21 protein-coding genes and 1 pseudogene (1 of these 22 running past the window's edge) are annotated in these 25,342 nt (G+C 41.7%); 8 read left to right on the top strand and 14 right to left on the bottom strand.

Annotated elements, in window-relative coordinates; translation table 11 throughout:
- The first annotated feature begins 170 nt into the window (after positions 1-170).
- Positions 171-530: a winged helix-turn-helix domain-containing protein gene (locus ACX6CI_RS05945; RefSeq protein ID WP_458777244.1), complete on the top strand. Its 360-nt coding sequence runs from the start codon at positions 171-173 to the stop codon at positions 528-530.
- Between the two features lie 318 nt (positions 531-848).
- Here ACX6CI_RS05945 and ACX6CI_RS05940 read toward each other — a convergent pair whose 3' ends face one another.
- The 6 genes from ACX6CI_RS05940 to ACX6CI_RS05915 form a co-directional block, all read right to left on the bottom strand.
- On the bottom strand, positions 849-1,745 hold the full coding sequence (locus ACX6CI_RS05940; protein ID WP_458777243.1) for a formate dehydrogenase subunit gamma: 897 nt from the start codon (positions 1,743-1,745) through the stop codon (positions 849-851).
- Positions 1,746-1,753: 8 nt separating this feature from the next.
- Complete coding sequence (gene fdh3B / locus ACX6CI_RS05935) at positions 1,754-2,320, bottom strand: formate dehydrogenase FDH3 subunit beta (protein ID WP_458777242.1); 567 nt, start codon at positions 2,318-2,320, stop codon at positions 1,754-1,756.
- A gap of 13 nt (positions 2,321-2,333) precedes the next feature.
- Positions 2,334-5,177, bottom strand: coding sequence for a formate dehydrogenase subunit alpha (locus tag ACX6CI_RS05930; RefSeq protein ID WP_458777241.1), 2,844 nt, complete (start codon positions 5,175-5,177; stop codon positions 2,334-2,336).
- An 11-nt stretch (positions 5,178-5,188) separates the two neighbouring features.
- Positions 5,189-5,401 carry a Tat pathway signal protein gene (locus ACX6CI_RS05925; protein WP_458777240.1) on the bottom strand — a complete coding sequence of 71 codons (213 nt, stop codon included), beginning with the start codon at positions 5,399-5,401 and terminating at the stop codon, positions 5,189-5,191.
- A gap of 180 nt (positions 5,402-5,581) precedes the next feature.
- Entirely contained in the window at positions 5,582-6,301 is a 720-nt protein-coding gene (locus tag ACX6CI_RS05920; protein ID WP_458777239.1) for a TorD/DmsD family molecular chaperone, read from the bottom strand.
- A 24-nt stretch (positions 6,302-6,325) separates the two neighbouring features.
- Complete coding sequence (locus tag ACX6CI_RS05915) at positions 6,326-7,987, bottom strand: 4Fe-4S binding protein (protein WP_458777238.1); 1,662 nt, start codon at positions 7,985-7,987, stop codon at positions 6,326-6,328.
- Positions 7,988-8,636: 649 nt separating this feature from the next.
- Here ACX6CI_RS05915 and ACX6CI_RS05910 point away from each other — a divergent pair.
- The gene (locus ACX6CI_RS05910; protein ID WP_458777237.1) at positions 8,637-9,011 is read left to right on the top strand and encodes a desulfoferrodoxin; all 375 of its coding nucleotides are present in this window, start codon (positions 8,637-8,639) and stop codon (positions 9,009-9,011) included.
- Positions 9,012-9,244: 233 nt separating this feature from the next.
- The gene (locus ACX6CI_RS05905; RefSeq protein WP_458777236.1) at positions 9,245-10,624 is read left to right on the top strand and encodes a class II fumarate hydratase; all 1,380 of its coding nucleotides are present in this window, start codon (positions 9,245-9,247) and stop codon (positions 10,622-10,624) included.
- Positions 10,625-10,641: 17 nt separating this feature from the next.
- On the opposite strand, the gene ACX6CI_RS05900 is transcribed toward ACX6CI_RS05905, so the two are convergent.
- A complete protein-coding gene (locus ACX6CI_RS05900; protein ID WP_458777235.1) occupies positions 10,642-11,340 on the bottom strand; it encodes a polyprenol monophosphomannose synthase in 699 nt (232 codons plus the stop codon).
- 556 nt (positions 11,341-11,896) lie between these two features.
- On the opposite strand from ACX6CI_RS05900, the gene ACX6CI_RS05895 reads away from it, so the two are divergent.
- The 4 genes and pseudogenes from ACX6CI_RS05895 to ACX6CI_RS05880 form a co-directional block, all read left to right on the top strand.
- Complete coding sequence (locus tag ACX6CI_RS05895; protein WP_458777234.1) at positions 11,897-12,355, top strand: Lrp/AsnC family transcriptional regulator; 459 nt, start codon at positions 11,897-11,899, stop codon at positions 12,353-12,355.
- Between the two features lie 17 nt (positions 12,356-12,372).
- Positions 12,373-13,629, top strand: a complete 1,257-nt coding sequence (locus ACX6CI_RS05890; RefSeq protein WP_458777233.1) for a diaminopimelate decarboxylase — start codon at positions 12,373-12,375, stop codon at positions 13,627-13,629.
- Positions 13,630-13,661: 32 nt separating this feature from the next.
- Complete coding sequence (locus tag ACX6CI_RS05885) at positions 13,662-15,110, top strand: exodeoxyribonuclease III (protein WP_458777232.1); 1,449 nt, start codon at positions 13,662-13,664, stop codon at positions 15,108-15,110.
- Between the two features lie 39 nt (positions 15,111-15,149).
- Positions 15,150-16,817 (top strand): annotated as a pseudogene (locus tag ACX6CI_RS05880) (bifunctional sulfate adenylyltransferase/adenylylsulfate kinase); the annotation flags it as partial.
- A gap of 36 nt (positions 16,818-16,853) precedes the next feature.
- On the opposite strand, the gene mutY reads toward ACX6CI_RS05880, so the two are convergent.
- The 4 genes from mutY to ACX6CI_RS05860 are packed head-to-tail and all read right to left on the bottom strand — an operon-like array spanning position 16,854 to position 20,101.
- Entirely contained in the window at positions 16,854-17,990 is a 1,137-nt protein-coding gene (gene mutY / locus ACX6CI_RS05875; protein WP_458777231.1) for an A/G-specific adenine glycosylase, read from the bottom strand.
- A gap of 39 nt (positions 17,991-18,029) precedes the next feature.
- On the bottom strand, positions 18,030-18,362 hold the full coding sequence (locus ACX6CI_RS05870; protein ID WP_458777230.1) for an AzlD domain-containing protein: 333 nt from the start codon (positions 18,360-18,362) through the stop codon (positions 18,030-18,032).
- Positions 18,347-19,030, bottom strand: a complete 684-nt coding sequence (locus tag ACX6CI_RS05865) for an AzlC family ABC transporter permease (RefSeq protein WP_458777229.1) — start codon at positions 19,028-19,030, stop codon at positions 18,347-18,349. Before ACX6CI_RS05865 ends, ACX6CI_RS05870 begins: the two co-directional genes overlap by 16 nt.
- Positions 19,031-19,033: 3 nt before the next feature.
- Positions 19,034-20,101, bottom strand: coding sequence for an iron-containing alcohol dehydrogenase family protein (locus ACX6CI_RS05860; RefSeq protein ID WP_458777228.1), 1,068 nt, complete (start codon positions 20,099-20,101; stop codon positions 19,034-19,036).
- A 287-nt stretch (positions 20,102-20,388) separates the two neighbouring features.
- On the opposite strand from ACX6CI_RS05860, the gene ACX6CI_RS05855 reads away from it, so the two are divergent.
- Complete coding sequence (locus ACX6CI_RS05855; protein ID WP_458777227.1) at positions 20,389-21,696, top strand: hypothetical protein; 1,308 nt, start codon at positions 20,389-20,391, stop codon at positions 21,694-21,696.
- 55 nt (positions 21,697-21,751) lie between these two features.
- Here the strand turns inward: ACX6CI_RS05855 and ACX6CI_RS05850 are convergent, their stop codons facing one another.
- The 3 genes from ACX6CI_RS05850 to ACX6CI_RS05840 all read right to left on the bottom strand — a co-directional run.
- Positions 21,752-22,837, bottom strand: coding sequence for a GDP-L-fucose synthase family protein (locus tag ACX6CI_RS05850; protein ID WP_458777226.1), 1,086 nt, complete (start codon positions 22,835-22,837; stop codon positions 21,752-21,754).
- A 2-nt stretch (positions 22,838-22,839) separates the two neighbouring features.
- On the bottom strand, positions 22,840-23,955 hold the full coding sequence (gene gmd / locus ACX6CI_RS05845) for a GDP-mannose 4,6-dehydratase (protein WP_458777225.1): 1,116 nt from the start codon (positions 23,953-23,955) through the stop codon (positions 22,840-22,842).
- Positions 23,956-24,037: 82 nt separating this feature from the next.
- Positions 24,038-25,342, bottom strand: partial view of a UDP-glucose dehydrogenase family protein gene (locus ACX6CI_RS05840; RefSeq protein ID WP_458777224.1) — the 3' portion only. The gene runs 33 nt beyond the window's last position; 1,305 of the gene's 1,338 nt are visible here — the last part of the coding sequence; its start codon lies off the right edge, out of view; its stop codon occupies positions 24,038-24,040.

The raw sequence follows: 25,342 nt of genomic DNA, 5'->3' as shown, positions 1-25,342 counted from the left end.
TATTCTCTTGACTAACCTGCAAAAAATATCAAAAAACAAGAGTAGTGTTGCTGACAATCGTACAGTTAGGGTAGGATAAGTTTAAACTTCAGTTTTGACCTTGGCTCTATACCTTTATGACAATATAAACCCCATAAAGCTTTGTCACTTAAACTCTACGTACCTTACCTATGAAACCTAATGACTCAAATTCTTTTCATATAAAAACAAAGGTTTGGATTGAAAATGATCACAAAGATCTCCTTTTTGGCAAAGGAAAAACAGATATACTTGAACAGATCGAACAGGAAGGTTCCATTGCCAAGGCTGCTGAAAAAATGGGGTTAAACTACAAGAAAGCCTGGTCCCACATTAAAATATTACAAAAAAACATTGAAGATGAATTAGTAATTTCGCAGAAAGGAAGAGGTACAACCAGCGGGACACATCTTACCCCTAAGGCAAAGGAACTCATCAAGAATTACAGACAATTACAAAAAGAGATAGAAGAGTTTGCCGACAAAAGATTTCATGAATTATTTAAAGAATAATACTCTTTATTACAATACATTGCCTACCTCAATCATATCTTGCTCTCTATAATTTCCTGTATAATTTCAAATAAGAATCGAATTACCACCACATTGGAATAGCCACGGTATCGTATACACGATTCCAGCCAATCAATACTATTTCAGACACACGAACAATTGAATGGAAGAAGATTGCAATTCCACTGGAGAAACCTATTACAAAAAAAAATCCCGCTGAAATGATATTCAACGGGATTTTCCTCTGTACCCTTTAGGGATGTGGCTCAACACAAACCACCACAAGTAAACAAAGTCATTTTACAAAAATTAAAATAGTTAAATTTTACCCTGCCTTTGTAGTTTTTTATAAAATGAACTGTGTAGATACTTCACTTCATCATGTTCTTTATAACCGGTTATAATACTGTGTAATGCACCTTTGATGGCAAAAAGGGACATATAGGCATGGGTAAAGAAAAATGCTGTAATCACCACTGCTAAAATATTATGCACAATCACAGACGCCCTTAATAGATCAATCTGAGACAAGCCTATGGTTGCCGCAATATTATAATCAAAATCCTGCATGTACATGGCTACACCAGTTGCAATCATCACAACACCGCCAAGTGATGCACACCAAAACCACATCTTTTGACCTGCATTAAATTTTGACGCAGGAATTTCTTTTATTTCTTTACTCAGGTAACCACCAAGGATAAAGCACCACTTGATATCCTCAAGGGTCGGCAGCATCTCAACAAACCAGAATATAAACATGGGAACCAGCGACACCATAAACATAATTGTCGCAATACCATGTAAGTGCCTGGCCATTTCAACCAAGAAGCCACCACCCAAATATTTGCCAAAGATAATTACCAGACCGGTAGGAATCAAAATGATAAAAGCTACACCTGCAATAAGGTGAACTATCCTTTGAAATGCCGAAAAAACATAGATTTTTTCACCGTCATGTGAAAATACCTTGGGACCAATGATAAGATAATGAATTAGAAATACAGATGGTACAGCCACAACAACAGCCAAAAATATTTTTGAAAAAAATAAACTTTGCAGAAGTACAAAAAGTGGTCCCAAAGAACAAACCGACCCCTTTCCATACGCCATTATGTTTTGAATTATCATTTCACCCCAGATCTGGCTATCAGCTGCATACACAGCTGATGCCAGAAACATCGGGGTAATGATAGAAAATAGAATTTTCTTCATCACCTTTCTCAGGCTCCCTTTCCTCTTGAACTCACCCTCTTTCTGAAAATTGCTGAAACCTCTTCAGCATCTCCCACAAGTAGAGCATTAGTCGCACAAACAGCGGCACAAATAGGTACCTTGCCCTCTGCAATACGGTTATGCCCATAAAGGTGTCGTTCTTCTTCACTGTTTGTCTCCTCAGGACCTCCTGCGCACATAGTACATTTATCCATGGCACCCTTCGTACCAAATGCACCATCCCGAGGGAACTGCGGTGCACCAAAAGGACAGGCATACAAACAATAGCCGCAACCGATACACTTTTCTTTATCATGGAGCACAATGCCGTCTTCTCTGATATAGAAACAGTCCACAGGACAAACCTGAGCACAGGGTGCATCGGTACAGTGCATACAGGCAATTGAGGTTGACATCTCTTTTCCTTCAACGCCTTCGTTTAAGGTGATAACCTTACGTCTGCTGATACCTACTGGAAGTTCGTGGGCCTGAGCGCAGGCAACTGAACACCCATAACATTCAATACAGCGATCATTATCGCAGTAAAACTTCATTTTAGCTTGGTCACTACTCATGGTTCATACCTCCTTATGCTTTTTCAATTCGGCATAAACCCGCGTTAAACTCAGGTATTTGCGTTATAATATCGAATCCGTAATTGGTGATTGTATTAGAACTCTCGCCAATAGTATAAGGTTTGGTACCTTCCGGGTAGTTTTGACTCAGGTCCACACCCTGCATCATACCGGCAAAGTTATACGGTAGTGCAATTCTGTCGGGTGTAACACTTTTGCTATACTGAGCTTTAACCTTGATTTTAGTTCCCTGGGGAGCATGGAGCCACATCATATCTCCATCACGCAGACCATATTCGTGGGCTAAATCAGGGTGGATGTTTGCCCACATTTCAGGTGTAATATGAGAGAGGTATTTCGAGGTCCTCTCCAGCATACCAGCCCCACTCAGATTAACAACACGCATGGAAACGAGCATTGTCGGGAAATCCTTGGCCCAGATCTGAGCATTCTGCTCTGAGATAAACTTCACATCGACGCGGAAGTTATTCTCCTGATCTTCATATGTTGGATATTCCTTAACCAGATCCGGCCTTGGGGAATGGATGGGCTCTCGGTGCATTGGAATAGGATCTGGAAATGTCCAGACGATGGTTCTTGCCTTGGCATTACCGTATGGAGCAACACCTGCCGCTCTACATTTTTCCTGTATAATTCCACTATGATCAACCTTCCAGTTCTTACCAATCTTAGCCTTTTCGTCGGCTGTTAACTGGATACCCAGGACTGTTTCGATATTATCACTGGTGATTTCGGGGTAACCACCCTTAATCTTAGAACCTTTTACAGTCACCCCACCTTCAGCCAACTGGCTCACACCGTCATGCTCGAGACCAAATCTATTGCGAAAGCCCATACCACCTTCATTTACAGGGGTATCTACATCATAAAGAACCGGACTTCCTGGGTGTTCAGTATCCCAACTCGGCCAAGGCAGACCATAATACTCACCATTCATTGGACCGTACCCCTTGAGAGTAAGAGGGTCAAACATGTGCCAATTTTCCTGATGGGTTCTAAGACGTTTTGCAGTCCAACCACCAAGGCCGATGGTTTTCACAATCCGCGCAATCTCATCAGAGGCGTCATCTGGCCAATTGAATTCTTTTTTTACAGCCTGAAGCACACCATCCTTAACCCCCATTTTCATGGCGCGAGTATATTCATCGTAAAAACCAAACTCTTTTGCAAAGGCGAACATAACTTCATGATCAGCCTTACTCTCATAGAGAGGATCGACCACCTTACTACGCCACTGTGATGTTCTGTTAGTGGCTGTCACACTTCCTTCTGTTTCAAACTGTGTTGCAACAGGTAAAATATAGATGTCATCTTTTTTTGCCGTAATGACAGCAGCTTCATTAACAAACGGTTCTGCGATAACAAGAAGATCCAGTTTGTCGAGGGCCTCTTGAATTTTTGCAGTTTGGGACATCGAGGTGATACCGTTACCCTGTACCCATAGTGCACGAATTGGGCTTGATGAATAAGTTTTTTCTTCCTGAAGAACACCCTGCCACCATTTGGCAAGGGAAAAACCTTTAGCGTTCATCCATTCGGGACCTGCAAAACGACCTTCCAGCCAGTCAAAATCAACACCCCAGGAGTCTGCGTAATACTTCCATGAACCTTTTTTAAGTCCATAGTAACCTGGAAGACTGTCAGCAAGACAGCACATATCCGTTGAACCCTGCACGTTATCATGGCCGCGGATAATATTACATCCACCACCTTTTTTCCCCATGTTACCCAAAACCAACTGAAGAATTGGAATAATCCTGGTGTTTGAAGTACCAGTACTATGCTGGGTGATACCAAGAGCCCAGACCACTGTTGCAGGTTTTGATTTGGCAAGAATTGTTGCTACCTGAATAATTTTAGCAGCTTCAATTCCAGTTACATCGGATGTTACTTCAGGAGTCCACTTAGCTGCTTCCGCCCTGATATCATCCATTCCATAAACACGGCTATCGATAAAATTTTTATCTTCCCAGCCATTTTTAAAGATCAGATGGAGTAAACCATAAACAAACGCTACATCAGTACCCGTACGAATTCTTAAATAATGGTCTGATTTCGCAGCAGTTTTTGTGTAAACCGGATCAACTACAATAAGTGGCGCATTATTACGGTCTTTGGCCTGGAGGAAATGTTTCATCCCAATAGGATTGGCCGCTGCTGGATTTGCGCCAATAATCAGCATTGCTTTTGAATTTTCAACAACATCACCGAAGTGATTTGTCATTGCACCATAACCCCACGTGTTCGCCACACCGGCGACAGTTGCAGAGTGTCAGATTCGTGCTACATGATCTATGTTGTTGGTCCCCCACATTGCGGCAAACTTTCTGAAATAGAATGCCTGCTGTAAGTTAAATTTTGCAGATCCTAGAAATTGAACAACATCAGGTCCATTTTCTTCACGGAGTTTCAACATTTTCGCTGAAATTTCCTTTACAGCAGTTTCCCAGCTAATACGCTTCCATTCACCATTCACTTTTTTAAGGGGATGCTTGAGTCGCATTTTACTTTTAATCAGATCAATCTGATCCACACCCTTACAACAATGGCTTCCCTCACTAATGGGATGGTCCTGAGCAACATCCTGACGAACCCAGACACCATTTTGTACCTCAGCTATCATTCCACAACCGGCAGAACAAATACTACAAACTGTTTTAACGGTTTTTGATCCAGGAAACGGATTTTGAACTTCTTCCTCCGTGGCTTGCCGTATAGAGTCATTCGCAGCGAGTGCCGAAGTGGCAGTCATTCCTGCCCCTAGAGCTGCAAGCTGGAGGAAAGATCTTCTTCCAATTTTTTTCGATGACATTTTGTCAAACGTTTCTTTTATCATGGTCCTCCCTCCTAGTAGGCCGATTTATAATATCTGTCCCAATTTTGGGTCTTCTTATACAAAATCTCCTTTTTAGGAGACGATCCCTGAACTACTCCGCTTGAACTGTTACCCGCCCCACCCGAACGAGCAGCAAGCCCCGTTTTAGCGGCGAACAATGTAGTAACGCCTACAGCGCCTACACCAAGCGTGGTTTTAAGAAAACTCCTTCGCTCCTCCTGCATGATTCCTCCTGTTATAAAAAAAATGGATAGTTGTAATATGCTGACTTTGCATATTACATTTCAAAATTTTACTCAATCTGCCTTGTAACTCCTTAATTTCAGCAAGTCAAAGACAGCTTAAGCCGCTTTTTTTACACTGTTTACTTCTTTTCAGTACAGCTCAACACATTCTACCGGTAACTAAACACTTACAAACTCATCCATATTTCTTGTGACAAGTTCCTTTGGAGCTTTTTTTATCTTACGTGGTTTTATTTGTGGCTTAACTGTACTCCTGACCATTTTTTCATCCGGCTGAGCAACACCCAGATACAACCTTTCAAGCTGTGTGAAAGAATCAAGCACAACAGCCGCGTAACGATACAAATCACCGTTTTCATGCTCGTACAATTTCTTGCTTAATGGGTCAAGCATATGATTGAGTATATTTTCAAACACGTTTTTGGCGACATTTCCACTCCCATCATTGCCCTGCAACTGCTCTTCAATCAGTTTTTGCATGAATACTGAGATGAACTCAATATGATCTTCATTTTCCTTAAATGTTTCTGAATTTTTGCGGAATTTGGAAGCCAAAACGTAATTCATCATATCAACTCGTTTTCGTCCGTCGTCTCTCTGTTCATCATAAAAAGAGGATGTTGTTGGAATAAGCGAGGTAGTTGGGCTGAAAAAAACAAGATCACTTTCATCCTTCACCTCCTGGTAGGAACGTGAATGTAATATCTCTTTCATACACTCAAGAGCCTCCCCAGACTCATCATCCATTGGTTGAGCTGATAATATGTCAACTGACTCTACTACTGTTGCGTAGTTCTTCTTATCGAAATTAAAGGCAAAAAGGGAAGCAAACATCCCATAATAGATTATTCGAGCCTTGTTGATTGCTTCATGGTCCATATATCTGCTCCTTGTTCTATATTTTTAAATATCAGCTGTAATCGCTTCAAGCATGACCTTCGCCTTACAATCCGGGCAACATGACAATGATTTGATACGTAAAGAATCATCACCAAAAGACGGTGTCATCAGTGCAATAATTTTTTCTATGGATTGTACAGGAGCAAATCCTTCACCACACTCAATACACTTAAACAGTGTATCCTGGGCCATAATATGAGAAGTGAAAAAACCACCACTGAGATCCAGCTGATTATAGATGACCTCTAAACAATCATTTTCCGGACATATTGTTTCGCAATATCCGCATTGAACACAGGACGACGCGGTAAAACGTAAACTATTATCTTCGGCATGGGGGATTAATGCGTGAGCTATACAGGCATCAACACAGCTTAGACAAAGGGTACAATTATTGGTATTAATTTTGATCGTTCCGTACGGTGTTGTACTCTTTGGGGTAAGTAATCCAAAATCGTCATCACCAACTAAGGCAGCAAGCCGCTCTGAAATCCGAACTCTTTTACCTAGGTCACTATCTGGTACACTCTGCTCCTCGAGATCAAGTTTCTCACATAGCTCAGCAACGCCGACAATCTCGGAGACAAGACTGCAATGATACACCACCTGCCTGTTATATATTTTAACAAAAATATCATTTACTAAATTTACACAGTCCTGCTGATGCTCTGACAATACATCCTGCCACAAGATCACAGGATAGCCGGAGGATTGAATTAAGGATATCAGGTGATCTTCATCAATAAATCCTACGCTATCAACAACTAACGGCAATATTTTTTCTGGCAAGATACAGGACATTCTATCATTGATAAGTGTATCTTCACCAATAACGAGGGCAATACTATCCTTGTAGAGTTTATCTATTGCAGTAAAGGCATCACGTGTTATCGATGCATAGTCAAGGGCACCAGTGGGGCAGATACTTACACAGCTTCCGCAAGCAACACATTGAATGTGTGAGAGCTCAATAGAGCAACCATTTTGGTCCATGGTAATGGCACTGTTGGGGCACACATCCACACACTTACCACACACCTCTTTTCTTCTGTTTTTTTGTAAACAGGCTGACAGATTGTAGGTAACGCCATTTTTATATTTATATAGGCCACTGTTTGCCGTGATTTGCTCTAGTGTTCCCTCTAAGCCTAAGACTTTAAAATCACACATTCCGACAATTTTCCTGTCGTAAGCACTGTCACCTGCCCATACGACATGGTCCGAGGATAGTTCTGTACGCTCACCATCACTGTTTACAACTATTGAAAAATTACCGAGGGTACCATGTATTTCTGAAACAGCAGAATACGATACTTCTACGACAACATATCCCTGATCTTCTAGACGAGCCGTCAAATCTGTCACCGGGTCATCTGAAATGATCGCTACCCTTGTACCAACTCTAAGGGAAGACACCACATCTTGAGCATAATCATATCGATGAAATCGGGCCTGATACAAGATTTTTAGTTTATCGGCCTTCAAGTTTTCCTGATCGAGACTATTTGCATAATAAAAATTAATTTCAGGAGCATACATCTCTGTTTTTGACTCATTAGAGTTAGATATGATGTATTTTTGCTCGTTTATATCTTCAGAGACATCGAACCCTGCACCCAAATCTGGGATTACACCATTAGTTTGATAATAAAACCCGTTAGTCATATTCCCCCCCCACACACTCTATTCAATAGAAAATTGTACTTTTTTTGTGCCTCTGAAAAAATATTTACAACTGGATATATCCTGTGCTGATTGGGCACTATCCAGACCTGACAAAACGGTTCTTAATGCTTCTGCACAGACAGTCAATATATTTTCAAAAGAGAGGAGCATAACAGACCTCTTACTATTATGCAATTATCGCATATTATTTTTATATAATATTTTCAATGTGTTAGTTATGGTTATTATTTGTTAAAACACAAACCGACGCAGTAGGTCTTTTCCCTACATAACATTCTTTTTATCCTTAAAAATTAGAATTCCAATTAATTATGATGATCACTGTAAACTCAGCCTCCACTCTTTCACCTTGTCACGCTAAACTGGCACAATTAAAACCACATCCCCCACCTGCGTGTTATTTTTATTTATCCGCACTAACGCTAGTAATTCTTACGTTCTGAAATTTCTTTCATTGATATCTTTATTTAATATTGCCCAGTAGATGGTAGATGATTAGTATAAGCAACTGTTGTTAGTTAGAAATTTGTTGTATCACCCTAAATAACGTGATTTGGCGAACATCTGGGTTACTTTACCTATATGTTTACTAACACCTATTAAAAACTCGAGTATTGGAGGTTTTCGAATGGCTCAAAAACTGGCTGTCTATAAATGTGATATCTGTGGTAATGTTGCGGAAATTCTCACCGCTGGTGGTGCAGATCTAATGTGTTGTGGTCAACAGATGACAATGCAGACTGAAAACACCACAGATGCTGCTGTTGAAAAACACGTTCCTGTTCTAGAAAAGAAAGACGGAGGATGGCATGTGTCCGTTGGATCGGTAGACCATCCTATGACCGATGCTCACTGGATTGAGTGGATTGAACTTTCAGTAGGAAATGCAGTATACAGACAATTCCTCAACCCTACAGATAAACCTGAAGCATTTTTCCCAGTTACAGATGATGGTGTAACTGCACGTGCATATTGCAACCTGCACGGTCTCTGGAAAAAATAGCCTTAATACTGACTGGCCGTATCTCCTATACGGTCAGTCTGTTCTCCCCTTCCCGTACGTCCCTCTTATCCTCCACTCTTTGTCGTATAGCTGTCGTTTTCACTCCATAGGCGTAATATTACAGGCCCATCATTGACATATTGCCTGTTTTTCTAGACAATAGCAGATAGATCTTTATAGTATACACAGTTATAATTGCTGACCACGTATTTACACCTCAACCACCAAATATCATGACAGAATATAGAACTGAACAAGACACAATGGGTGAGGTTAAAGTACCCTCAAAGGCCCTGTACGGTGCACAAACCCAGAGAGCTATCAATAATTTCACCATCTCAAAAAAAGTTATGCCCTGGAGTTTTATAGAAGCCTTGCTTCATATTAAACTTGCCGCTGCTAAAACCAATGGAGAATTAGGACTGCTCACTAAGGAGCAAGCCATTCGTATATCAACTGCTGTTGATTATATTCTTGAAAAGAAACCCAAAAATCAATTTCCTGTCCCTGTCTTACAAACTGGATCTGGCACCAGCACCAATATGAACGTCAATGAAGTTATTGCCAGGATGAGCAGCCAACCTGATGCCCCGATCTCGGCAAATGACCATGTGAATTTATGTCAGAGCAGCAATGATGTCATTCCTTCAGCCATCCAGATTTCCACTGCTCACCGTACAACAACCCACCTTATACCTGCCCTCAAAAACCTTGTCGTAAACATTAATATATTCACCAATAACAATGTTAATGTTATCAAAACTGGGCGAACCCACCTCATGGACGCCCTGCCAATTAAACTCATAGATGAGTGCAAGGGCTGGATATGCCAAATAGAAGAATGCATTGAGCGCATGGAAATGTCAAAGACACGGCTAATGCGCCTGCCCTTAGGCGGAACCGCCGTTGGAACTGGAGTTAACTGCCATCCGCAATTTGCCGGGATTACAATAGAAACTCTCAATAGACTTTTCAGCCTTGAATTCAGTCAGTGCAGTTCCAGGTTTAAGGGTATCAGCACCCTCGACAACATTGTTGAACACATGTCCCACCTAAAAACCTGTGCGATAACAATGAGTAAAATTGCAAATGATTTGCGATTTATGAACTCCGGTCCCCATAATGGTTTTGGAGAAATACAACTGCCTGCTCTTCAACCCGGGTCTTCCATAATGCCCGCCAAAATTAACCCCGTTATCCCAGAGGCTGTTCTTATGGCTGCGGCCAAAGTAATCGGCAATGACGCAACAATGAATATCGCAGGTCTTGGTGGTAACTTCCAGCTCAACACAATGATGCCCCTTGCAGCAGACATAATTTTAGAGTCCATCGACCTCCTTACAGGATGTGCGGACAGTCTTGGAGAAAAGGCAATTAAATCTACTATTGTACATAAGGAAAAATTATCAGAAGCCCTCAGCCATAACCCGATGCTGGTAACGTCACTGTCACCACACATTGGCTACAACAAGGCTGCTGAAATTGCAAAAGTTGCAGAGCAAGAAAGAAGACCGATACTAGAGGTGGCTATGGAGATGACCGATATATCAAAAGAGAAGTTAGAAAAACTTTTGGATCCTGACGTGCTTGCAAGTGGTGGTTTTACAAGTTAAGCGTAAAGCAAAAAAGACTACCATCCAACTCTTGTACGTACCAGCCCTCCTAATTGACGCAGATAATCGTACACCACACCTTTATTCATCTTGGAATGTCCATAATCTCTATCACGGAATTCTATGGGAATTTCTTTAATTTTTAATGTGCTACGATATTCTGCAAGGATTGCTAAACCAATTTTAAAGCCAGGGACTTCTTTAGGCAGATCGGTAATCAAACTTCTCTTTAAGGCAAAAAATCCAGCAAGGGGGTCTTTTGCATTACAAAAACAAAGTGCAGGTAGAGTTGCAAGTTTTGAAGATAATTTTCTACTAAAAGGCCAATCAGGCATTGAACCACCTTCTACATAGCGGCTACCAATGACCATGTCGTACGGACCGTCCAATAGAGGCATAAGAAGCTGTGGAATTTTTTCTGGGGGATGACTCAGGTCCGCATCCATAACAAGGACATATTCGGTATCTACATTATGCGCGGCTGCAATAACTGCTGGTGCAAGTCCAACATTAACTTCTCTTCTCAGCAGGGAAACAGGTCTTTTATCCTGCCATTTTGCTACACAATCACAGGTTCTATCTGACGATGCCGAATCTACAAAGAGTACATCAAAATCAAGACTCGAGGTGTCTCGCACAGTAAAAATTCTATCGAGCAACAGATTAATGTTCTCTTCTTCATTAAGCGTAGGAATAATTATCGTCACTTTTGCCATTGTCCCCCCTCTCTATTGGCTTCACCTATAACGATGATGTAAAAACTATGAATATTGAAAAAGACAAGCACTCCAATGTATTGTTGCACCCGCACCAGGAAATCGCAAGTATGTTTTGGATTATGGTTATAATTCACCCTATCAAAAGAGATGATACAGCCTTAGTGTTTAGTGCCTTACTTCTGAAAGCCTTTCATACAATATAGGTAGCGTAGACTCCAGGTAGCGCAGACTCCGGGTAGCGTAGACTCCGGGTAGCGCAGACTCCGGGTAGCGTAGACTCCGAGAAACTCAGGAATTGAATGTGAAATCGTAAGTTAAGTCTTACCACCAGATAGTGAACGTAGTGAGACCTTTGCGGTACTTATCACGTTCATGGGAGTTAAAGTGTTTTATGCTTTTCTATTTATTCTCAGATCTACTCGAAAGAGACATTTCTCATCTCAGCCAACGCCAAAACCATACATTTGTCTCCACAACCCTACTTAAAGAGTATTATATTTTTGACAAACAAACATAAGATGAATATAATTCTCTCAACATCACAGGAGAGAGAATGATTGACGACACAAGTCTTGAGATATTAAAAATTCTTCAAGAAAAAGCTCGAATTCCCAATGTAGAAGTTTCTCGTAAAGTTGGACTGGCACCATCGGCAGTACTTGAACGAGTAAAGAAGATGGAAAAACTGGGAATTATTGACGGCTACGAAGTGACACTAAACCCGGACCTTTTTCATCGTACCATGGTTGCTTATGTGTATGTAACCACCACAACAGATAAAGAAGCCTTTGTGGGTGAAAAGCTCAGTGAAATACCTGATATTCAGGAGGTACACTTTATATCCGGTAACGATTGTTACCTCACCAAGGTACGATGTGAAAACAGCACTGCCCTTGGTAATATCATACATAAACAAATTAAGGCAATTGAAGGTGTCATATCAACCAAATCTGAAATTGTCCTTTCCACCAATAAAGAAACCAGCAGATTCCCTCTTCCCAAAACATTATAGAACTACGGACAACCATTATGCCTATTTCAAAATCATACAAAGACCGACTGTTTCCAATCATTAACACCATAGCAGAACATTACCAAACGCCCTTCCACATCTATGATGAAGTTGGAATTCGAAACACTGGTCAACGACTCAAGGATGCGTTTTCAGGTATTACAGTCTTTAAAGAATTTTATGCAGTAAAGGCGCTTCCAAATCCTGAGATTCTTGCCATTATGAAAGATATGGGCTTTGGTTTTGACTGTAGTTCAATCGCGGAATTACAATTAAGCAGGCAAATTGGAGCGACACCTGATGACATCATGTTCACCTCCAACAACACCAGTGATGCTGATTTTAATGAGGCCGCACTTGAGGGAGGGTGCATACTCAATCTCGATGATATTAGCCTGCTTGAAAAAGTTCCAACAGTTCCAGAACTCGTTTGTTTTCGCTATAATCCTGGTTCAAGAAGAACAGGTAACGAAATCATTGGAACCCCCACCGAAGCAAAATATGGTGTCAGTCACGATCATATTATAGACGCTTACCGTCTTGCAAAGCAAAAAGGAGCGACTCGTTTTGGCCTCCATACGATGCTTGCATCCAATGAACTCAACTATGAATATATGGTTCAAACTGTTCAGATGTTACTTGAACTCGTAACAGAAATCTCAACAGAACTCGATATTACATTTGAATTCATAAATATTGGTGGAGGACTTGGCATTCCTTATACCCCAGACACTGATGAACTGAACCTTGAAGCCATGGGCGCTGAAATCACCGCACTCTTTAATGAATTCACAACTCAGTATGGTTATCAGCCAGCGCTTTATATGGAGAGTGGTCGTTTTATGACCGGCCCCCATGGTGTACTTGCGACTACTGCCATCAACCGAAAAGAAATTTACAGAACCTATGTAGGAGTTGATGCCTCAATGTCTGCACTTATGCGGCCTGGAATGTATGACGCGTATCACCATATTGAAGTAGTAGGTAAAGAAGATGGCCCAAAAGAGGTGGTTGATGTCGTTGGATCTCTCTGTGAGAACAATGATAAATTTGCAGTGCAACGGGAACTTCCTGTAATAGATGATGGTGATATAGTCATCATAGAGGACACTGGTGCACATGGAATCGCCATGGGTTTTAACTACAATGGCAACCTTCGCCCCAAAGAACTTCTTTTAAAGACTGATGGAAGTGTCGCTCTTATCCGCAGGGCTGAGACAGTCGACGACTATTTTATAACACTTCAATTTGATGAAGATAATTTGGTTTTATAAAAAAGAACCAACTACTACTTAGGAACCTGTTTATGCCTCAAAATATTGATATCGATTTTTATTTAGAAACGGTAGCAAACTATGTGAAAGACAAACAGGTTCCAGTAGTGGACCTCATAGCTGTCCAAACAAAAGATCCCTTCAAAGTACTCGTCGCCACCATCTTGTCTGCACGTACAAAAGATGAAGTTACCGCCAAGGCGTCAGCCCGCCTCTTTAAAAAGGCCAATAACATAGAAAGCCTTGGTAAACTTACAGAGGAAGAGCTAGCCAAACTGATTTATCCTGTAGGGTTTTACAAGACCAAGGCCAAGCATCTACGTTTACTCCGAGATGCAATGGCCCAGTTTGACTACCAGGTTCCTGAGACCATTGAAGAACTCATCAAACTACCTGGTGTAGGACGGAAAACCGCCAATCTTGTTGTTAGTGTTGCCTATCAAAAACCCGCTATCTGTGTTGACACCCATGTACATAGGATTATGAATATATGGAAGTATATAGAGACAGATACTCCACTTAAAACTGAGATGGCTCTGAGAGATAAACTACCGGAAAAGCATTGGATAACTGTTAATTCGAAACTGGTAGCCTTTGGCCAATCTGTATGTAGACCGGTTGGTCCCCACTGTGATATCTGTCCACTTAAAAATGAATGTGCTCAAATTGGGGTGCGCCCCCGAAAAACTGGTGGAAAACATATGACGCAACAAGATGGTCTTAAATTTATTTCCTGGAATGTAAATGGAATTCGTGCAGTAGAGAAAAAGGGTTTTATTGAATTACTTCAGGAGTTCGATGTCGATGTTATTGGTTTACAGGAAACCAAGGCGCAACCGGATCAGCTCTCCGATTCGTTAAAAAACATCCCAGGTTACACCTCTTATTGGCACAGTGCCGAACGTAAGGGGTACTCTGGCGTTGCCTTTTATAGTCGCCTTAAACCTGTGGCAGTGCACTATGGGCTTGGGGATGATGAGTTTGATTGTGAAGGCAGGGTTATAACACTGGAGTTCGACAAATATTATTTGGTTAATATCTATTTTCCCAATGGCGGAGATAAACTTAAGCGACTGGACTACAAACTGAGATTCGATGCAAAACTCCTATCTTTTGCACAAGAGCTTGAGAAGGATAAAAATGTCATCCTCTGCGGTGATTTTAATGTAGCCCACAAAGAAATAGATTTAAAAAATCCTAAAACAAATGTGAAAAATGCGGGTTTTAGTCCTGAAGAAAGAGCCTGGATGGATGAGTTTATTGAGGCTGGCTTTATAGATACCTTTCGCCTCTTCAACAAGGAACCTGAACAGTACACCTGGTGGAGTTATCGATTCAGTGCCAGAGCTAAGAATATTGGCTGGCGGATAGATTACTTCTGCGTCAACAAAGACGCAAAAGACAACGTTGTTTCATCAATCATCAAACAGGAAGTGTTAGGATCAGACCATTGTCCTGTGGAGTTACACTATCGTCCGTAAACAAAGACTTTTCTTTTGAAAGTTTTTATTTCATAGTATGTCCATTTCAGGCGTATTGGATCTCTACGCTCAGAAGCCCTCGACCTCAAATCCATAGATTTATCACCACGACAACTCTGTGACCTGGAACTTCTACTTAATAGAGGCTTTTATCCACTGAGCGGGTACCTCAACCGCAAAGAGTATGATTCCGTTGTTGAGAGTATGCGTCTTCCCAATGGTGAAATATGGCCCATGCCCATTACTCTCAATATCAATGAAACACTTGCCGAGTCTCTTCAAAAAGAAGAGCGAATAGCCCTCAATGACCAGGAAGGGTTTCTCCTTGCAATACTTACAGTGGAAGATGTATGGCAACCGGACAAGGCAAAGGAAGCAAAAGCCGTCTACGGGACTGATGATGTTAACCTGCACCCCGGAGTGATGCAACTTATAGATCGAAATAAGGACTGGTATCTCGGTGGTAGCCTTGAAGGCATTAGTCTTCCAATCCACTACGACTTCAGGGCCTTGCGCCTTACCCCATCAGAAACCGCCAGAACATTCAGTATGAACGGCTGGCGTCGAGTTCTTGGTTTTCACACAGATGACTATTTGCACTGCGCCCACCGCGAAATGGTTCTAAACGCTGCACGAGAACATAGTGCAGCGTTGTTTCTCCAACCTGTGGCGGATCTTATCCACCCAGGTGCCTTGGAATACTACACCCAAATAAGATGTTATCAGGCTTTTGCTGGTAAATTCCCCACCAATATGCTTCAACTTGGCTTAACCCCTTTTGCCAGTCGGAAAGCTGGCCCTATAGAAGCACTATGGCAGGCTATCACCCGTAAGAATTTTGGTTGCAGTCACTTTATGGTTGCCGAGGATCATGCTGACCCCTTTATACGAAGTAACTCGGACAATCGCTTCTACCCCATTGGAAGTGCCCAGGAACTTGTTGCAAAACATGCAAAAGAAACTGGTATTGAAATGGTTCCCCAACAAAATATGGGATACCAGCAGTCAACTGGGAAATATGTCGTGTTAGATGATAATAAATCTGAAGATATTTCAACTATTAACTCAACAGAGCTCAAACATAAACTCCTTAAAGGAGAACAGATTCCTGACTGGTTTTCCTATCCTGAAGTTGTTTCTGAGCTACAGAAATCATTTCCGCCACGATCAAAGCAGGGCTTCACGATTTTTCTTACCGGTTTTTCTGGTTCTGGGAAATCAACAATTGCCCAGGTTCTTCTGGTCAAATTTATGGAAATGAACGAACGCCCGGTAACACTTCTTGATGGAGATATTGTACGACAGAATCTTTCATCAGAATTAAGCTTTTCGAAAGAACATCGAAATCTCAATATTACCCGCATTGGCTTTGTTGCAAGTGAAATTACCAAAAACGGTGGTATTGCCCTCTGCGCACCCATTGCCCCCTACGAGGAATCCCGCCAGGCAAATCGAGATTTGATTTCAAGTTATGGTGGCTTTATTGAGGTACACGTTGCAACCCCACTTGAGGTTTGCGAACAACGTGACAGAAAAGGCCTCTACGCGAAAGCGAGAGCTGGTAAAGTGAAGGGTGTAACCGGAATTACTGATCCATATATAAACCCTTCAAATCCAGAACTGAGTATCGACACAAGCAACATGACCCCCATGGAGGCTGTTCAGGAGATTCTTCTTTACCTCGAAGAACAGGGCTATTTGCAATAATTCGATTTAAAAGCACTTCACAGTAAGAACAGGGCCTCAATGTAACACAATATTATTGTTTAACAATTCAGGCCTTTTCTCTTTTAAGTATTCTATCACCTTGCGAATACCAGATGGACAAGCTGCTCCGTCCAGTTCACCAGGTGACATCCATCGATATTCAGTGGCACTCACTAAACGTGGTTCAGGTTCTCCCCGACCCTTTAATTCACAAATATATGCATCCAGTGTTATTTTATGATTAGTATACTGGTGCTGAACCTGCACGACAAAATGTTCTTTCATTATATCCAGTCCAGTATCCTTTTTCACTGCGCTCTTCAGGTCAACCAGAGTTTCCCCCTTACAACCAACGACGGCTTCACCACCAGGGAACTCCCAGAGTCCACCCCATACTGCTGAACGCCCCCTCTTCTGCATATAGATATTCCCATCGTATACTATTAGAGCGACCAGGCGATGAATCAGAATATTCTTAGCAGGAGCTTTGAGCACTGGCCGCAACTCGACCGTTCCTTTTAAGTAGGCCTTGCATATAGTTTGAATTGAACAACGATCACATCCAGGATTTTTAGGGGTGCAGACCAGACCTCCAAAGTCCATTAACGCCTGATTAAACACCCTCGCCTTCCCACTGGGTAATAATGAGTCGGCAAGTTCACGGATAACTCTCTGTGAGCCACTACTTTTAACAGGTTCCGCCATATCTAAAACCCTCGCAAAAATCCTGTTTACGTTGGCATCAATGACCGCAACATCCTGATTTCCCGCAATACTAGCAACTGCCGCTGCTGTATAGGGACCAATCCCTGGTAGTGTAAGCAAAGTTTCATAGTCTGAGGGTACAACTGAACTATGACTTAACACTATCTCTTTTGCAGCCTTATGAAGATTTCTGGCTCTTGCATAGTACCCAAGCCCTTCCCAAAGAGATAAAATCTCATCCTCAGAAGCACTTGCAACATCATCAACTTCAGGAAACTGCTTAATCCACCTTAAAAAATAACGCACGCCACGATCCATTTGGGTTTGCTGAAGCATGATTTCAGAAATCCAAACATGATATGGATCATAGCTCTGACGCCATGGCAGATCCCTCTTAGTTTTACGGAACCACTGCGTAAGTTGCTGGACAAAGAATTTGCCGTCAGATGTAGGAAATTTTACAGCCATAGTGTAATCGAATTAAGCCAGATGCACGGGAATTAACAACTAGAAACCTAGGCCTAAATAACGACCAAGTGCAACCAACCCCATCCCAACAAGAACAGTGGCAGAAAGACTATTAAATTTCCAAGCCACAAGAAATACCACAAGAGCGCACCATAAGAACAGGTTATCAAATCCTAAATGAACGGACTCATTGCGGATAAGTAGAGAAGGAACAAGCATTGCCGCAAGTACTGCTGGAGGAATCAATCTTAACCAGGCCGCCAGAATTGGGTGCAGGGTCTTGCCACTCAAAAAGAGGGTAGGCAATAATCGTGGTATATAGGTGACAACTGCCATACCAACAATGGTCCAGAATATTAGCGTTTGATCCATTGTTCCAAGCCTAAACCCATGGTAGCAGCAAGAACTGTTGCCAATATTATATGAAATTGCTGCAGCCCGAGAAGATAAAAAAGTGTTGCAAGTATTCCTGAGATAAGAGCTGTACACACTCTAATTTTATTTTCACACTGCCCTACCAACAACCCAATAAACATCGCTGCAAGGGCGTAATCAAGTCCAAGAGGTTTAACATCACCTATGAGTCCTGATGCAACAATACCAAGGACCGTTCCTGTCACCCATGATAACTGAGCTGTTAGATTGAGAGATAAGGCTTCGACCTTACAATCTTTTAACTCAACAGCACGGGATGAATGGAGCGCAAAGGTCTCATCTGTCAATTCATAGGAAAAAAGAGCAAGGTATCTCTTCTTCCATCCTGACATATATGGGGCAAGAGATGCGGCCATCAACATGTGTCTTAGATTAACGACAAAGGTTGTCAAAATTACAGCAGCAGGTCCTGTACCACTGGCAAATAACCCCACAGCTATAAACTGGGCGGATCCTGCAAAGACGATAAGGGACATCAACAGCGTGTTCGTATCAGACATACCACTTTTGCCTGCAAGAACTCCGTATGCAAAACCAATGGGTACATAACCTAGAACGATTGGAACAGCTCGCTGAGCCCCTTTTAAAAATGCATCACTCGCCATTACTTACATGCGAAGAAAAAGATTTTTACAACGTTCTCGAGTCATCAGATTTTCCCAATCAGGTCCGAGACAATTCTCCCATAGTGGGACGAGATTAAGAGCAGTCGTCACCATTAGTTCAAGGGCATCTTCACTTAAATCGGCTGTAATGTTTTTAGGTAAGCTAATATCATGTTTATCCATCATTACCCGAAACTCTGCAACACCTTCAGGGTAAATCTCTTCCAGCACATCAAAGGCAATACAGCATCCGATACCATGGTGAATTCCAAGCACATACGACAACCCATAGGAGAGAGCATGACATGCTCCAACCTGAGAATAGGCAATCGACATCCCCCCAAAGTATGAGGCCATCATCAATTTATCATCTTTTTCCGGATGATCTTCAAGAAAGACCTGACGACAAAGATCTATGGATTTTTCACCATATGATCGACTGAATTCATTGATAAAAGTTCCCTGCAATGACTCCACATCATGTATATAACAATCCATTCCTGTGTAAAACCACTGATCCTTTGGAACATCAGCTACTAACTCTGGGTCTAGGATAAGCTGGTGATACAGAGTAAAATCAGAATTTATACCGAGTTTTTTCTCAGGGCCAGTCAGGATTGTGGTTCTCGATATCTCTGCACCAGTTCCCGCAAGTGTTGGAACAGCAAGATGATAAATGGAAGGATTTTCAATCAGATCCCACCCCTGATAGTCGGCTGAAGACCCAGGATTATTTAGTAACAAAGAAACCGCCTTTGCAATATCCAAAGTAGACCCACCACCAATACCAACAATTCCATCAGGCTGAATCGGGTTATACTCTTTAATCTGTTGAACCAGCGCATCGATGTAGCTGGTTTTGGGCTCGTCATCGACATTTACATGGAGGAGCAAGTCACCATCTTGCAATGGAATTCGTTTTTCAATTGGTTTACCAATAAAAACATCATCTAAGATAAAAACAAAATAAGAGCCGGGAGAAACACGCTTGGGTGCGATAACGTCAGCTAACTGGTCAAACGAACCACGACCAAACATAATATTGGGCACAACACTAAAATTTCTATACATATTCATTCACGAGTAAAATTGTGAGATACTTGAAGAGCCAAAAACTTGTTTAAATGATTAAATAAAACTTCCCCTAACAATTTTAGACTATAAATTCAAGCATCATTTGCAGTACAAAACTATTGCTTCTTTCTACAGCTCGTCTATTGTACCTCTTCTTGTAGGAAAAAAATAAGGTCTATTATAATCATTACAGCTGAGATATTCATCACTTTTGCCATTGAGGCACTACATAAAAGATAGGTCAAACGTTTATCACCAGGCTATAGAACAATCAGGGCTATTTAATGTCAGTAATATGTGAACACAGTGTCTTTACCTCTCTCCAACAAGACGGGCCATTGGCAGTCGAAGAAAATATTAATCTTGCAGGTCGCTTTTCACCTGAAAAAAGAGATTGGGTTAAAAATCTAAAAAAAGATCGACTCAACACCACTAAGTATAGAGCTCTCAGACACCAAATCTTCGCATTTTTAGATATTGACGATTTCAGTCAACTCGAGACACTTCTCAAAGACTCAAACACCCAAAAAGAACGCAGCAGACGTGCCTGTGCCTTGCTCGGAAACATGTTTGGACTTAATGGCACGCCAAGAGAAATAGAAGCCAGAGTGCACCAATATGCTCGTACAGCTGATGCCGTTATAAATAGCCTTAAGGTCAAAATTCTCAATCAATATGCATCATATATAGCTACGACAAATGAAATTGAAGTTGCAAATGACCCTGTCGGTCTATTGTTGATAATGTTTGATAACAAATACAGCAAAAAAGCTCGTTTTGAAGCGAGAAGAAAACTCGTATTAATGAACCTTGCAGGTTCAATTGACCAGCGGGAAACGGAAACAGCAACTGAGGAAAAATTCTCAAACTTCCTCCATTTTCTCAACGATTACGTGTGGAGCAATAGTTTGAAAATTGGAGAGCTGGATACAGTCTACCTCCACTCTACCCATTCCACTGAAGATTACAGCTGTGTCGATGTTTCTCCCCTAACACCAGCGCAGGCAAAAGACGTCACGGGGGATAAAGAACACAAGCTAACCCTCATAAAAAGAAGACGCTTTCACAACGGCACTCGTGAAATACCAATCTATGTTTCTATCCGTAAAAAACCACCTGAGGCCAAGGTATTAAAACTTCTTAGAAAAAACGAGAAAAACCCTTCCATTGCAGTGGACGATGAGCTCGGTCTCATGGCAGTTTTAGATAATATTTCTGATATTAAAATTTTCCAGGACCACCTTATACGAAGTGCGTCAAAAGCGGATAGTTTTATGGTTTTAGAAGATATTTCTGATACGCTCACAGGCAGCACACCGTACCGTGGTACAGGAGCGGGGTCGAGTAGCAAGACAGAAATGCTGAAGTTCTTTGCCCGCCTTGGAGGCATGCGTGTGGAGTTTATTATTCACACCAATCAAAGCTGGCTGAATTATATGTATAAGCATGACGTTTCACATGATGAATATGAGGTGAAACGAATCTTTGATTCAGGAGTTATGGAACTGCTCTTCCCCCAGGACATCTACCACCTCAATCATGATAGTATCCGTAACGACCTTATCAAACACTTCCGGCTTCACGTTAAATAAAAAAGCCTCAACCAAATCTGGTTGAGGCTTTACCACAGTATCAATACGAATGTATTTATTGAGCCTTTGCCTTATACGCGCTGTAGGCATCTGCAAGTCCTTCACGAAAACTCAATTGAGCCTTCCATCCAAGACTATTTATTCTAGTTGTGTCTAAGAGTTTTCTGGGAGTTCCATCAGGCTGATCACTGTTATAAACCACCTCCCCTGAATACCCCACAAGATCGGCAATTAGACATGCAGTCTCACGAATGGTAATATCCACTCCTGTTCCAACATTGACAAAAGACGAATTATCGCCCTCGAAAAGATGTTGTTCCACACCCATCACGTGCACACAAGCTGCGGCCATATCGTCAACATGTAAAAACTCACGTTTGGGGGCGCCAGACCCCCAAAGAATAACTCTGGGTTCTTTTGCATTATGAACAAACTTCTTGAGTGAAGATGAGTACCCTATGGCTTTTTGAATCTCTTCAGGAATGGCTCCATATTGATTTTCATCAGCAATTATCGAAGCTAAATCTTGATCCTGGGCAAGCTTTGCTAAATGAAACTTACGCAACATTGCAGGGATAACATGACTATTTTCCAAATGATAATTATCACCGGGCCCAAATAGATTTGTGGGCATCACCGAGCGATAGGAGGTGCCATACTGCCTATTATATGATTCACACATCTTGATCCCCGCAATTTTGGCAATAGCATAGGGTTCATTTGTTGGTTCAAGCACATCTGTAAGTAGATGGCGTTCAGCCATTGGCTGGGGTGCAAGCTTAGGGTAGATACAAGATGATCCTAGAAATAGCAGATGCTTAACACCAGCTAGATACGCTTGGTGGATGACATTAGCCTGTATCATCAGGTTGATATAAATAAACTCCGCCGGGTAAACATTGTTGGCATGAATCCCCCCGACTCTTGCAGCAGCAAGTACTACCCTATCAATCCTGCGACTAGAGAAAAAATCTCTCACTGCTGCCTGGTCGGACAGATCAAGCTCACTATGGGTTTTAGTGATAATATCGCTGCAGCCCAAACCTTGAAGATTGCGAACAATTGCTGAACCAACCATTCCTCTGTGCCCTGCCACAAAGATGGTCTCATCCTTTTTTATCGTAAAACGAGAAGATCCCATAATTATTCGTGATGGTTGAGCACCGAAAAGCCTTCGCTTTTACACAGTTCATCTTTTTTGGCTTCATCGAGATCGCTTCTCATCATTTCAGCAACCAACTCTGAAAATGTCGTTTCAGGTACCCATCCAAGCTTTTCTTTCGCTTTTCGAGGATCCCCTAAGAGAGTCTCAACTTCAGTGGGTCTAAAATACCTGCTATCAACACGGACAATAACGTCTCCTACTTTGAGTTCACCTGCGTAAGATATGGGCAGACTTGCAATAGAACCAACTTCATCAATGCCACTTCCTTGCCATTTAATGGTAATACTCAGTTCAGCTGCTGCTGCATCAACAAAGTCCCTAACGGAATGCTGCTCTCCGCTTGCAATGACAAAATCTTCAGGTTGATCCTGCTGGAGCATGAGCCATTGCATTTTTACATAGTCTCTTGCATGCCCCCAATCCCGTTTAGCATCCATATTTCCAAGATAGAGACAATCCTGAAGTCCTAAGAATATTCTTGCAAGAGCCCTTGTAATCTTTCTTGTTACAAAGGTTTCACCACGAAGTGGAGACTCATGATTAAAGAGTATGCCGTTACAAGCAAAGATATCATAGGCTTCACGGTAATTAACCACTATCCAGTAAGCGTACATCTTTGATACAGCATATGGGGATCTTGGGTAAAAGGGTGTTGTTTCAGTCTGAGGGATTTCCTGAACCTTACCAAAAAGCTCTGAGGTTGAAGCCTGGTAAAACTTAGTTTTTCCTGCCAAATTCAGGATTCTTATAGCTTCGAGAATTCTCAATGTTCCAAGGGCATCTGAATTTGCAGTGTATTCAGGCTCTTCAAAGGAAACAGCGACATGAGACTGCGCTGCAAGGTTATAAATTTCGTCAGGCTGAACCTTACCTATAATATTAATAAGGCTGGATGAATCGGTCAGATCTCCATGATGCAGGATGAATCGCCGTTTATCTGCATGGGGGTCCTGATATAAATGATCAATCCTGTCGGTATTAAAAAGCGACGACCGCCGTTTAACTCCATGAACCTCATAGCCTTTTTCCAAAAGGAACTCGGCTAAATATGCCCCGTCTTGTCCAGTGATTCCGGTAATTAGTGCTTTTTTCATTTACTCACTTTTATATAATTGAAGAATTCAATGAATGCTTAAACAAAAAATGAAGAGGCTATACCCCTTCATTTATATACGACTAGATCTCTATTGAACGCCCTCGACCTATTCCATAATAGGCAAGGCCCATTGCTTCAATACGACTTGGCTCATATAAATTTCGACCATCAAAAAGTGCCTTATCTTTTAACTCTGCTAATAGTAAGTCAAAATCAGGTACCCTGAAACTCTTCCACTCTGTCACAATAACAAGGGCATCTGCACCGTGTATAGCAGCTTCCTTTGTTCCCATTAAAGTACAATCGTCTCTTGTTCCATATATTCTTTGGGCTTCTTCCATTGCTTCCGGATCGTACGCCTGTACCTTTGCCCCAGCCTTCCAGAGCGATTCCATAAGAACTCTACTGGAAGCTTCTCTCATATCATCGGTATTGGGTTTAAAAGAAAGTCCCCAAATAGCAAAGGTTTTCCCAGCCAGTTCTCCTTTATAAAAAGAAGAGATATGTTCAAACAATTTTTCTTTCTGTTTATAATTTACACTCTCAACTGCTTTCAGGATTTTGGCATCATACCCTATTTCATGTGCAGACCTTTCAAGAGCTTGAACATCCTTAGGAAAGCATGACCCACCATATCCACAACCAGGATAAATAAATTGGTAACCAATACGAGAATCTGAACCTATTCCACGTCTGACCTGCTCTATATCAACACCCAATCTTTCTGCAAGATTAGACATCTCATTCATAAAAGAGATTTTTGTGGCAAGCAGACAATTGGCAGCATACTTTGTAAACTCAGCACTTCTAACATCCATGATCATAATTTTATCATGATTTCGACTAAACGGTTCGTACAATTCACCCATCTGCGTTTCGACATAATCACTGTCAGTGCCTATAATAATGCGCTCAGGTCTCATACAATCGTCAAGTGCAGAGCCTTCCTTTAAAAACTCAGGATTAGAAACGATATGAAGAGGCAATTCTACTCCACGCTCACTGAGTATTTTCGTCATATGCGCTTTAACTTTGTCAGCAGTACCAACAGGCACAGTTGATTTATCTATTACAATCTTTCCAGCATCCATATGTTTGGCAATTGTACCAGCAACGGACAATACATATTGCAGGTCAGCACTACCATCTTCATCAGGTGGTGTCCCGACTGCAATAAACTGAAGCTCAGCATGGTTGATCCCTTCTACAGAATCAGTGGTAAAGGTAATACGTTTTTTTGCATAATTAGTACTGACGAGCTCTGATAAGCCCGGTTCAAAAATCGGAATTATCCCATTTTTCAACCCTTCGATCTTTTTTTCATCTACATCAACACAACATACATTATGACCAACGTCAGCAAGTACGGCGGCCTGGACAAGGCC

The organism is Desulforhopalus glucosivorans, assembly GCF_054397165.1.
The sequence above is the reverse complement of the archived record's forward strand: the minus strand, read 5'-3'. Positions and strand labels throughout refer to the sequence as shown.